Below are 12,724 nucleotides of genomic sequence, written 5' to 3'. Positions count from 1 at the left end.
TTTCTGTTCCCGGTATTTTCATTTTATCTTATATGTGGGATTCTTTCCGGCCATCCCTTGATATTCCCGTTTAAGACTGCATGAAACATTCTTTCCCTGGCTCCCGGGTGTTCCTCATTCAGCTGCTTTACGAGCTCTTTGGCATACTGCCGCTTCGTATAACCATCCACCGGGCATTTACTCTTCACAACCGGCAGGTCATATTTATTCTTAAACCCGATCACGTCTTTCTCGTCAATAAACATAATAGGACGAATCACAGTCAGGTCCATGCGGTCCAGATATGTTTTCGGGGAAAAGGAATGGAAACGCCCCTCAAAGATCAGCGAGAGCAGCATCGTTTCTATGATATCATCTTTATGGTGCGCATATGCCACCTTGTTGCATCCCATTTCCTTAACAGCATCATTTAGTGCCCCTTTCCTCATCTTTGCGCACAATGAACATGGATTCGCCTCCTTGCGCACATCAAAGAGTATATGGTATATCTCGGACTTTACGATCCGGTAAGGAATCCCAAGTTCTTTGCACAAATCCTGTATCGGGCTCAGGTCAAAATTTTCAAAACCTAAGTCCACGGTCACTGCACTGAGTTCAAAGTGCTTCGGATAGAACCGCTTCAGACCATGCAGGGCATAGAGCAGGGTCAGGCTGTCCTTGCCGCCGGATATCCCGACCGCGATATGGTCCCCTTCCTGAATCATGTCATATTCATCAACGGCTTTTCTTGTAAAGCTTAGTAATCTCTGTAACTGCATCGTTATAATCCTCTTTCTTATGTATTGGAGCGTGTTAGATAAATCCTGTACGACTTTTCTATTATAAATTCCCTGCCATCGAAATACAATACTTATTTTGCATAAGTGCGGGCTTCTTCCGCCTATCTGGTCTGAATGATAACTCTATGATCTCATTTACATATGATTATACTGACAAAAAGATACAAAAGAAAACTGTTTTGGGGCCTGTGCCGGCCGATTATTGTATGCTATAATGAATCTATTATACTGCATGAATCAGGATGGATTTTCAGGAAAGGGGGAAGATAAATATGCATCGAAAACAAAAATGGCTGACCGCAGGAATTGCTGTGTTTGCCTTGCTGGCAGCCGCAGGCATCTTAATATGGCAGCATACTCACAGGGGGGCTGAAACTACCGGAACGAATAAGAATCTTGTCATGTATGTTCCTTTCGGCGAAAATTCCCATGTTATGGTAGATCAGGACACGGGCAGTGTCTTTTGTGTAACGATGCCCGAGGATATCTATGATACCGATGGGAGCCGGATTACGGAATCAGACTTGAAAAAAGGGGATCTGCTGACCATTTACGGGAACGGCATCATGCTGGAATCTTATCCGGGCCAGTACCCGGGTGTCACGAAGATAGAAGTGACAAAACGGGGGAAGCCTTCCGATGCCGACCAGTATCAGAACATCGTGGACCAGATCTATCAGGAGCCGGATCCATCTGAAAGGCCGCATCTTGGTATCGAATATAGGACAGACACCATGAATGTTTACACCTATATAACGGAGGGCGGCTTTCAATGGACGTATACAGATGAGAACGGGCAGACCCAGTCTGTTACAACGGATTCTGCATTTATCCTCAGTTGGAAGAATATAGCCGACATGACGCTGGATCCGGAACACGGTACAGACCTGACATTATGTTTTTCAGCAGAGCCGGAGAGTATCACGGCCGAGAGATGGCCGTCCGGACTTATGGATACCTATCAGGACGGTGACGAGGTTCCCGGCAGTGAAATGGTAACCGTTACAAAAGACAGCGAAGGATTTGTGATAAAAGATGCCCTCTCCGGGTATGTATACCGCATCACAGGCACATGGGAGAACGGAACTGTGGAATACGGTTTCCTGACAAAATAAGTGTGCACACTATACAAAAAAGAAGAAGAGGTTCATAAATATGTCCAGTCACAGAAAATCAAAAAAAATACCTGCGAAGAAGACAGCTGGGAAGCATAGCAGCATCAGCCGGAAAATCAGCTGGAGTCTGCTTGCTGTTCTTGTACCGGCACTGATTGGTATGATCACCATTGCCGGCCTTATGGCTTCAGGCTCCATATCGGGCTTAAATACTAAACTGATAGACGCACAGACTGATTATGCCGTTTCTGTTGTCGATGATTTCTTCAGCGGAAAGATTTCCATAGTCAGCCTTTATGAAAATGACAGTATTTTCGGCAAATATTTTCATGCCGTTTCAACCCCCGATGATATCGGAAACTATGAATATCTAAGTGATGTTACACAGGAATTGAACAATATTATGGCGGCAACTGAGGACGAGCAGGTGCTCCAGGCATGGATCGCCGATGAAAGAACAGACTGCTACGTCATCCCTTCCGGCGAATACGGAAAGGCCGGTTTAGATGACCTGGAATGGTATCATCTGGCCCTGTCGGAAAAGAAAACAGCAATCTCCAACCCTTATGTTGACGGAATAACAGGAAAAACCGTTGTTACGATCGTAACACCTGTATATTATAATTCTGAAATAGCAGGCTTCATGGGTCTGGATGTAACACTGGACAGCCTGAGTGAACTGATATCCGGTATCCATGTCGGAGAACATGGATATATGGAACTGATTTCAAATAATGATGTATATGTATACAGCAATGACCCTTCAGCTGTAAATAAAAATGTAGACGAGCTTGATATCACGGATGAATATAAACAAAAGGTAAAAGAAAACTATAATGGTAACTATCATTTCACTTACCAGGGTAACCAGTACACCTCTGTGTTCAGAGACAGTAAAACAACCGGCTGGCTGGCTATTGCCACGCTGCCGGTTTCTGAGATGAATGCGACACGCAACCACCTCATATCTATTCTTGCTGTTCTGGCCATTGTAGTGCTTGCACTGCTGGTGTTTATCATCATTACGATTATCCGTAGGATTACAAAACCTTTATCGGAGATCAGCGGAGGAATGCAGGAGTTTGCAAGGGGGAATCTGAATGTGGAGCTTAAGACCATGCGCAATGATGAGATCGGACTTCTGGCGGACAGCACCCGGTCTGCAATCCATTCATTAAAGGAGATGATTCAGGATATTTCCTACATACTCGGGGAGATTTCACACGGAAATCTGGATGTTGCTGTGAAGGGGAATTATGTCGGAGATTTTCAGGATATCAGGAATGCCCTCGAGCAAATTATTGAATCTCTAAATACAACTCTGAAACAGATCAGGGGAGCTGCCGAACAGGTTTCAGTTGGTTCTGAACAGGTTTCCGACGGTGCTCAGTCACTTGCCCAGGGCGCTTCTGAACAGGCTGGGACTGTGGAAGAACTCGCGGCTAGTATACATGAGATATCCCGCAAGGTCAGTTCAAATGCCGATCATTCAGATACCGCCAGCAAAAAGGCGGCCGCTGTTGGAATGGAAGCCGTGGAGAGTGACCGGCGGATGCAGGAGATGCTCAAAGCAATGAAGGAGATTCAGGAGAGTTCACTCAAGATAGGAAGCATCCTGAAAGTCATCGAAGATATCGCTTTCCAGACAAATATTCTTTCTCTAAACGCTGCTGTCGAAGCTGCCAGGGCGGGTGATGCAGGAAAAGGATTCTCCGTAGTGGCCGGAGAGGTCAGAAATCTGGCTGCCAAGAGTTCTGAGGCAGCAAAAACTACAGGCACGCTGATTGACAGTTCTCTGGATATCGTGGAAAACGGTGTACAGATAGCAGACGAAACAGCCATGTCCCTTCAGAATGTCAAAGAAGGGGCCGGGGAAGTTGCAGAAGCACTGGCTGAAATCACCAGAGCTTCCAGTGAACAGGCAGATTCTGTCGAACATATCACACGGGCAATTTCCCAGATCTCTAACGTCATACAGGGGAATTCCGCTACTGCAGAGGAAAGTGCCGCTGCCAGCGAAGAACTTTCCGCCCAGGCGGTCCTTCTGGAAGAATTGATTGCAAAATTCGAAATGCAGGATAATTGAGGTAGTAAAGATGAAAAAAGACAGTAAGTGCAGTATGGAATTATTTTCTCCGCCGACTGCCTCCTGGTTTCAGGGGCGATTCGGCAGCCCAACAAAAGTCCAGCAGGAATCATGGCCTGCCATAGCATCCGGCAGGCCGGTCCTGATCAGTGCACCGACAGGGACAGGGAAGACGTTATCTGCATTTCTTGTATTTATTGACCGCATGCAGGATCTTGCCTCGAAAGATGAACTGAAGGATGAATTGTATCTGATCTATGTATCCCCCTTAAAGTCTCTGGCCGGAGATATCCGTGAGAATCTGAATACTCCACTGGATGGTATCACTAACACGCCGGGCGGGGAGGGCGCAGGGAAGATACGTGTGGGAATACGAACAGGCGATACGCCCCAGAAAGACCGTCAGCGGATGATCAAGCATCCGCCCCATATCCTGATCATCACTCCGGAGTCTCTGTTCCTCATGCTGACAAGCAGGACCGGGAGAAACGTCCTTCGGACGGCAAAAGCCCTGATTATTGATGAGCTTCACGCATTGATTGACACAAAACGCGGGGCCCATTTGATGCTTTCCGCCGCCAGACTGGACCATCTCTGCAAAGTGCCCCTCCAAAGAATCGGTCTCTCGGCAACCATAGAGCCTCTTCAAACCGCGGCTTCCTATTTATCTACAGAGCCGGCTGATATCATTTCCCCTTCCATGCGCAAGGAGGTCCTGATTGAAGTGGACGGCCTCACCCCTTCTGCCGGCCGGAAGAAAGATCCTGTCTGGGAAGAGCTTGCCGGAAAGGTTTATGAGCGATGCCTGCAGTGCAGAAGCGTTATCGCATTTTCAGAAGGGCGGAGGTATGCGGAAAAACTGGCATACTATGTGAATCAGCTGGCTGGAGAAGATTTTGCACGCGTACACCACGGCAGCATGTCAAAAGAACAGCGCCGTGAGGCAGAGGATGCCCTGCGAAGCGGTACGCTGCGCCTTTTGTGCGCCACCTCATCTATGGAACTCGGAATCGATGTAGGAGATATTGACCAGGTCCTCCAGATCGGCTGTCCCCGTACCATCTCCAGCACCATGCAGCGTCTCGGGAGAGCCGGGCACAGTCCGGGCCGAGTCAGTGTGATGTACATGTACCCGCGTACGTCACCCGAGACGCTCTTCTGTGGCATGACGGCCCAGATTGCAAGGGAGGGCGGTGTGGAACTGGCCAGGCCGCCAAGGCTCTGTCTGGATGTGCTCGCCCAGCATCTGGTTTCTATGGCGGCAGTCTCTGATACAGACGCCGGCAAGACAAAGGACTCCGAAACGACTGGGAAGACCCCTGCGGGCACCGCCTATACAGTGGATGAGGTGATGGATATCCTTGCGCGCACCTATTCTTTCAGGGAAGTGACAAGGCAGGATGTCATATCCATCCTGAAAATGCTGGCAGGAGATTATGAACATAAACGGGAGATCCCGGTTCGCCCGAGGATCCTGTATGACAGGCTGCATGACCGTGTTTTCGCCGATTCGTACAGCAGAATGCTTTCCGTAGCTGCAGGCGGTACAATTCCCGACAAGGGATTATATACGGCTAAGACCGAGGATGGGGTCAAGGTGGGAGAACTGGATGAGGAGTTCGTCTACGAATCCCAGCGCGGGGACCGTTTTATTCTGGGTGCGTTTGCATGGAAGATCGTGAGTCTGGATAAAGATACCGTGGTTGTGACCCAGACAAATGCGGAAGGGGCACGGCTGCCATTCTGGAAAGGGGAACTCAAGGGAAGGGATTTAAAGACCAGTCTGTCCTTCGGCCGGATTATGCGGACTCTTTCTGACGCAGATAAGCGTGGGACATTGAAGGATGAGCTCAAGCATCTCGGGATGGATGAAGCGGCACAGGAAAATACCGCAGGATTTCTGGAAAGACAGCGTAAGGCCGCAGGGGTACTGCCGGATGACCGCACCATCGTCATCGAACATTTTAAAGATTCAACAGGCAGTCATCAGGCAATGATACATGCACTGTTTGGAAGACGCATCAATGCCCCGCTTTCACTTCTTATGCAGGATGCGGTCCGAAAGTCTCTGGGATGCAATATCGGCTGTGTAGATGAGGAAGACGGCATTCTTCTGTACTCTTACGGGGAGGAAACCGTGCCTGAAGATATTCTTTTTTCCATCGATCCGGATACTGTCAGAGAAATACTTCGCACGATACTGCCTGTCACACCGGTATTTAACATGACTTTCCGTTATAATGCTGCAAGGGCACTGATGATGGGGATGCGGCAAAACGGAAGGCAGCCCCTGTGGATGCAGAGACTTAGAAGTACAGAGATGCTTGAGACACTGGTCCGTGAGCCTGACCACCCCCTGATGCGCGAAACCACGAGGGAATGTCTGGAAGACCAATGGGATATAAACGGGCTTCTGGAGGTCTTAAACGGGGTACGAAGCGGCCGGATCGCAGTGCGGGAATTATATCTGGACCTTCCTTCCCCCATGTCCCTGCCAATGCAGTGGCGCGTGGAAGCGGCCGAGATGTATGAATATACTCCCACAACGCCGGGGATTCGCCAGGCTGTATATGACGAGCTGAACGAGATGGAAAAACTGAAGCCTTCCGCTGAGGAACTGAAGCGTGTCCGGGAAAGGAAAAAAGTACCTGCAAGCGCGGAAGAACTCCATACGCTCCTGATGATTGAAGGCGATATTTCTGCACCGGAACTAGGTAAGCTGTATGAAACTCCCAGTCATTCCGGCATTTCAGCCACCGTCACCGCAGAAGTATCAGGCTGGCTGGAAGAGCTGGCTGCACGGGGGCTGGCAGAATATATCGAGCCCGGACTCTGGATCGCAGCCGAACAGAACAAGGAATATGCCAAAGCCATGACAGATCAGGACCCGGAATCCGGCACGCACATGATACGGCGGCTGCTTTATTACCGTGGCCCGTTCTCCGCAGAACAGATTCAGAAACGCTACATTCCGGACCAGGCTGATTGTATAGACAATTGGCTGGAAATGCTGTGTGCACACGGGGAAATCGTAGAGGCGGAAGGACTTTATTATCATGCAAAGCTTTACGACCGGGCAAGAAAAGCAACCCTGCGTAATCTCCGCACAGAGGCCGTGACACAGCCCCCTGCACATTATGCAGCCCTGATGGCCGACCGGGTCAGGATCAACGCACCCTCCACAGACCAGTTAAAGCAGACCGCGGAAATGTTCTGCGGACAGTCTCTTCCCGCAGCATACTGGGAGAGTATCGTGTTTCCGAGGAGAGTCCATGAATACCGGGAGGGGCTTTTAGATAGGCTTCTCACAGAAGGGGATTATTTCTGGAAAATGTCTCCCGATAAAACCCTTTCTTTCTGCCGGTACGAGGACATTGACTGGGAAGATCCGCAGACAGTTGAAGATTCCGTCAGCCACAGGACATTGGAAGAGGAAGAAGAAATTGTCTACCGGGAATTACGGCGGCGCGGTGCAAGTTTCCTGAAAGCATTATCAAAACTTCCGGTAACAGGAGATATCCGCGAACTTCTCATCCATCTCGCCGAGAAGGGGCTTGTATGTGCCGACAGTTTCGTCCCGGTAAGGCAGTGGCTCAATCAGGACAAACTCAAAAAGGCTGGCCCCAGAGCGCGGGTCAATGCAAGGATCGCCGCACTCTCCGCAGGACGATGGGATATCATCCGGCCCCGGAAAAAAGAAAGCATGGAAGAACTGCTGGAATCATTCTTTCAGGAAAATATCGTCCTGTGCAGGGAAACCTTCCGGCGTTCACTCCTCCAGCGCCAGAATATGGTGCAGACAGCCGGAGGATGCCCCGCAGACTGGGGCAATGCACTGGAACTGCTGCGGATATGGGAGATTACCGGCCGTGTCCGCAGAGGATATTTCATAAAAGGGCTGTCAGGGGCACAGTTTATAAGAAAAGAGGACTATGAAGGGACTATCCGGGCACTCGGGCGTCCCGGAGAAGAGATCATCTGGCTGAATGCCGCGGACCCGGTTCAGATATGGGGGAAGGTCCTGGAACACAGGGAGGGCTGCTCCTTTCTGAATATACCGGGGACCGCAGTCGCCCTGCATGGAGGAAGACCAGTCATGGTACTGGAACGGCAGGGAAAGGTGCTCAGGGTCTTTGATACAAAAGATGCCGGACAGGTACTAAAAGAGTTCGTCTATACTTTCAGGACGAAAGCCATCTTTCCCGAAAAGAACCGAATCACTGTCCGGGAATATCCCGATGAAATGAAAGATGTACTAATTAATGCAGGTTTCAGCCGGGAGATTATGAATTATGTGCTTTACCGTTAGGATTTTCCAGCAGAGGCAGTGATTTACTCCAAAGATTTTCTCAGGTATCTGGCTGTGATCGTATCCGCGTTATCAGCCATTTCCTGAGGGGTGCCGGTAAATACGACCTCTCCCCCGTTTGTTCCGCCGTCAGGACCGATATCAATGATATAATCTGCCTGCTTCATTACATCCAGATTATGTTCTATTACAATGACTGTATTTCCCCGCCTTACAAAACCATCTAAAAGTTTCATGATATTTTTAACATCTGAAGCATGCAGGCCTGTGGTGGGCTCATCAAGCAGGTAGATATTCCCCTTCTTATCCAGATACTTTGCAAGCTTTACCCGCTGCCTTTCACCACCGGAGAGGGTGGAAAGCGGCTGTCCGAGTGTCAGATAGGAGAGACCTGCATCGATCATTGCCTGAAGCTGCTTATGGATTTTTTTGCTGTCACTGAAGAATTCTGCCGCTTCTTCCGCTGTCATGTTTAAGATATCAATCATGTTCTTCCCTTTATATCTGTAGGATAAGGCTTCATCACTATACCGGCTGCCATCGCAGGCTTCACATACGGTAGTCACCGGATCCATAAACACCAGCTCCGTAATGACAACACCCCTTCCCTTGCAGGCCGGGCAGGCGCCCCTGCTGTTGAAAGAGAAGAGGGAAGCCTCCACACCGTTTTCATCTGCAAGCAGCTTACGTATGTGGTCGAAAAAGCCCAAAAATGTAGCTGGAGTAGATCGCCCGGTAGCAGTAATCGGAGACTGGTCTACAAGTACCACCCGGTCTTCATATTCCCGGGCAAAAACATCACGGATCAGGCTGGATTTACCCGAACCTGCTACCCCTGTCACAACAGTCAGCACATTTGTCGGAATATCCACGGATACATTTTTCAGATTATGAAGGGCCGCCCCGCGCACGGGCAGAAAATGCTCCGCCTTCCTCGGGTACTCTTTGACCGGAATATATTCTTTCATGGCATTTCCCGTAAGGGTGCCAGAATCTAAAAGTCCTTCATAACTCCCCTGGTAGAGAATCCGGCCTCCATTGCGGCCTGCCATGGGACCGACATCGATCACTTCGTCTGCAATTGATATGACGTCTTTGTCATGCTCCACTACAAGGACCGTATTTCCTTTACTGCGCAGGCTCTTTAGCAGCCCGGTCATACGGTGCACATCTCTCGGGTGCATTCCCGTACTGGGCTCATCAAAGATATAGATCATATTCGTGAGGGAACTCCCCATATAACGCACCAGTTTCAGACGTTGTGCCTCACCACCTGATAAAGTCGTAGACTCCCGGTTCATGCTCAGATACGGAAGCCCGATCTCGATCATGCGCTTCAGGGACGCCGTCAGGCTGCCTGTGATTGCTTCTCCCCGCGGGTCTCTGACCTCACTCAGGACAGAATATAGTCTGGTGAATTCCATCTCACACATCTCATCAATACTGTACCCGTTTACCCGGCAGGAGAGTGCTGCTTCATTCAGACGCTTCCCACGGCATACAGGGCATTCCCGTTCTTTCACCAGCTTATTCAGGCGCATCAGGGATCGGTCGCTGGATGACGATAAATCACGCTTAATGAGCAGCCGGTTCAGGTGATTGTAGATTCCTTCTATTTTCTTGTTTACCTGCTTCCCGCCGCGTTCATAAGCTCCGTATAACAGAAGATTCTTTTCCCTCTCTGAATAATCCGCCCACTTTTTATCAAGATCAAAAAGACCTGTCTGTGTATACTGTTTCCAATACCAGTTATTGACACTGAAAGCCGGAAGCTGCACCATACCTTCATTCCAGCTTTTATCCTGCGCCAGCACCTGGTCCATGTCCAGATCCAGAATCTTACCGATACCCGAGCATTCCGGACACATTCCGTTCGGATCATTAAAGGAAAAGTAAGATGCAGTTCCCACATAAGGCTTCCCAATGCGTGAGTACAGCAGCCGCATTGCGGAATACATATCACTGATGGTCCCCACAGTAGAACGAGCATTGCCACCCAGCCTTGACTGGTCAATGATGACAGAAGCGGAAAGATTATCTATAAAATCGACCCTTGGTTTCTTATATTTCGGAAGTCTCCCCCTGATGAACGCGGAATAGGTTTCGTTCATCTGACGCTGGCTTTCCGCAGCGATCGTATCAAATACGATACTCGATTTTCCGGAGCCTGAAACACCTGTAAAAACTATGATTTTTCCTTTCGGAATCTTTAAAGATACATTTTTTAGATTATTTTGCTTTAACCCTTTGATGATAATGTGATCCTGATAAGACATGTTATTCCCTTCTTTCTGTAAATTGTAGTTCATTATAGCAGTACATAGAAAAAATAACCTGACTTTCTCTGCTTTCTCAGGTCAGGAGCGTGAAGACTCCCGCCGGACTGCTATGTTCAGGATACACCCTCCCCCAGTGGGAGAGTCAAGTTACCATCACGTAAATTTCCCAATACTGTTAAGAATTTATTGTTCAGGGAATTGCAAAGAGGAGGGGAGATATGAGATAATATACGATACAGCGGCAATATTCGAATAAATGTGCCGGGCAGGCACCAAGAACTATGGAGGTAATGAACGTGATTAACAACGAGATGATAAACAGGGAGGATATGCTGGCTTTAACCCGGCGCATGACACAGGCAAGATCCTCTGTTACGAGAATTGCGGGGAGCTATATGGATCAGGATGGAGAAATCGACGGGACATTTAATACAAATTTCCTGAAACTTTCTCCGCAGGAAAAGGGAAAAAACCTTAAGATTGCCAAGGCAATTCCCTTTTCGGAAACAAATGTTAATCTGAAAAGGTATCGATTTCCCGATCGCGCCATGAAACCGGGCAGCATGTGGCAGCTTCTTATGGGTATGAAAACCTGCGGACTGAAAAATGATGCGCTGATGGAAACCTTCTATGAACTGATAGCTGAATCCTACCAGTCAGATCATGAGTATGCAGTTTTTGTGTTCCACGACCGGTATGATATCCCGGCCAAGGCAGCAGACCATGAGCGGCTGGGGGAATCTGAAGAGGTCTTCGAGTATATTATCTGTGCGGTATGTCCTCTGGCAGGGGACTATGAGCCGGATAAGCCGGAATGCGGTTTTCTGTTTCCCGCCTTCTATGACGGGGGCGCGGCACAGAATTTTGTGGATGTCTTTCAGGCAGATGAAAAGCATCCACACCCGGAAATACTGAAAATATTAGGACTTTAGCCTGCGTTTTACGGTTCCCGCAGCTTAACAGCCCCTGCCGCCTGCCTGCGGCGGTTCTCATCGATAGCCGCATAATGCTTTTTCGTAGTATTCACATCTTTGTGCCCTAAAACATCCGCTACAAGGTATATATCACCTGTTTCCTTGTACAGTGCGGTGCCATAGGTACTGCGGAGCTTATGCGGCGTAATTTTTTTATTCGGCGTGATCTGGCGTGCATACTTCTTAACCATATTCTCAACTGCCTGTACCCCGATCCGTCTGCGCTGGGTAGAAAGGAACAGTGCATTTTCATGGCCGGGCAGGGCAGTAGTGGACTTCCTCGTTGTATAGAGATACATCTTCAGTGCATTCTCGACCTCCTCGCCAAAGTATACAACCATTTCGTTCCCGCCTTTCCGGGTAACCTTCACACCATTATTCTTAAAATCCACATCCTGGATATCAAGTCCCACGCATTCAGAAACGCGGATCCCTGTGCCTAAAAGTAAAGTTAAGATCGCCAGGTCACGATTCTTAGTTTTTTCAAAATATACCTTGCGCTGGCCGGTCAGGTCATCGCCCCCGTGTTCCACGTATTCCAGAAGGGTGGCAACTTCATCGGTATCCAGACGTATAATCGCCTTATCATGCAGCTTCGGCATATCGACAAGCAGGGTGGGGTTCTTATCGATAATCTGATGCTTAAAGAAATATGCGTAGAAGCTTCGAAGCGCTGACATTTTACGTGCCAGACCTTTTTCCGTATTTGTGATCTGTTTGTTCCCGTCCCCTTTATAGACCTTCAGATATTCCTGATATTCTTCAATATCGACCGGCTCAATGCGTTCCAGATCTTTGACTGTGAACTTGTCCATCTTATAGTTCTTATAAACCGGATTATTCTCCATCAGGAAATGAAAGAAAATACGGATATCATAGGCATAAGAAATCCGTGTCTTTGCAGAGCTTTTCGGCTCAATGGCACGAAAATAATCCTTCGCAAAAGGCGGCATCGTCTTAAGGATCTCCCTGAGGCGCAATGTGTTATCTATGTAAGTCTGTTCATGGTATGTCTTAGAATCCTGTGTGGACATCTGAATAATTCCCCCTTAATGAATGAATGTAAGAATAATTATACCATATATACGGATTTCTGTCCATATCTATTGGAAAAATCGGTATTTGTCGTATAGATATATTGCTATTACTATACTTCTTTTTGTACATAGGATGAGGCAGCCA

General features: G+C 48.5%; 7 protein-coding genes. 4 read left to right on the top strand and 3 right to left on the bottom strand.

The features are described 5' to 3' along the window. Nucleotides 1-23: 23 nt before the first annotated feature. Nucleotides 24-758: an ATP-binding protein gene (locus DWX43_RS03510; RefSeq protein ID WP_109730370.1), complete on the bottom strand. Its 735-nt coding sequence runs from the start codon at nt 756-758 to the stop codon at nt 24-26. Between the two features lie 293 nt (nt 759-1,051). On the opposite strand from DWX43_RS03510, the gene DWX43_RS03505 reads away from it, so the two are divergent. Genes DWX43_RS03505 through DWX43_RS03495 form a run of 3 tightly spaced genes read left to right on the top strand, consistent with a single transcriptional unit; the run spans nt 1,052 to nt 8,289 of the window. Continuing rightward, nucleotides 1,052-1,894: a hypothetical protein gene (locus DWX43_RS03505; protein WP_118618802.1), complete on the top strand. Its 843-nt coding sequence runs from the start codon at nt 1,052-1,054 to the stop codon at nt 1,892-1,894. Between the two features lie 40 nt (nt 1,895-1,934). Further along, nucleotides 1,935-3,980, top strand: a complete 2,046-nt coding sequence (locus DWX43_RS03500) for a methyl-accepting chemotaxis protein (RefSeq protein WP_118618800.1) — start codon at nt 1,935-1,937, stop codon at nt 3,978-3,980. A 10-nt stretch (nt 3,981-3,990) separates the two neighbouring features. Continuing rightward, a complete protein-coding gene (locus DWX43_RS03495) occupies nt 3,991-8,289 on the top strand; it encodes a DEAD/DEAH box helicase (protein WP_118618929.1) in 4,299 nt (1,432 codons plus the stop codon). Between the two features lie 23 nt (nt 8,290-8,312). Here DWX43_RS03495 and DWX43_RS03490 read toward each other — a convergent pair whose 3' ends face one another. Next, nucleotides 8,313-10,565 (bottom strand): excinuclease ABC subunit UvrA, encoded by a 2,253-nt coding sequence (locus DWX43_RS03490; RefSeq protein WP_118618798.1) that lies wholly within the window; start codon nt 10,563-10,565, stop codon nt 8,313-8,315. A gap of 284 nt (nt 10,566-10,849) precedes the next feature. Here DWX43_RS03490 and DWX43_RS03485 point away from each other — a divergent pair, with 284 nt between their 5' ends. Then, nucleotides 10,850-11,500, top strand: a complete 651-nt coding sequence (locus DWX43_RS03485) for a DUF4317 family protein (RefSeq protein WP_330582216.1) — start codon at nt 10,850-10,852, stop codon at nt 11,498-11,500. An 8-nt stretch (nt 11,501-11,508) separates the two neighbouring features. Here the strand turns inward: DWX43_RS03485 and DWX43_RS03480 are convergent, their stop codons facing one another. Then, nucleotides 11,509-12,576: a tyrosine-type recombinase/integrase gene (locus DWX43_RS03480; protein ID WP_118618796.1), complete on the bottom strand. Its 1,068-nt coding sequence runs from the start codon at nt 12,574-12,576 to the stop codon at nt 11,509-11,511. Between the last annotated feature and the right edge of the window lie 148 nt (nt 12,577-12,724).

Source organism: Clostridium sp. AF19-22AC, from assembly GCF_003479085.1.
Classification (GTDB): Bacteria; Bacillota; Clostridia; order Lachnospirales; family Lachnospiraceae; genus Faecalicatena_A; species Faecalicatena_A orotica.
The sequence above is the reverse complement of the archived record's forward strand: the minus strand, read 5'-3'. Positions and strand labels throughout refer to the sequence as shown.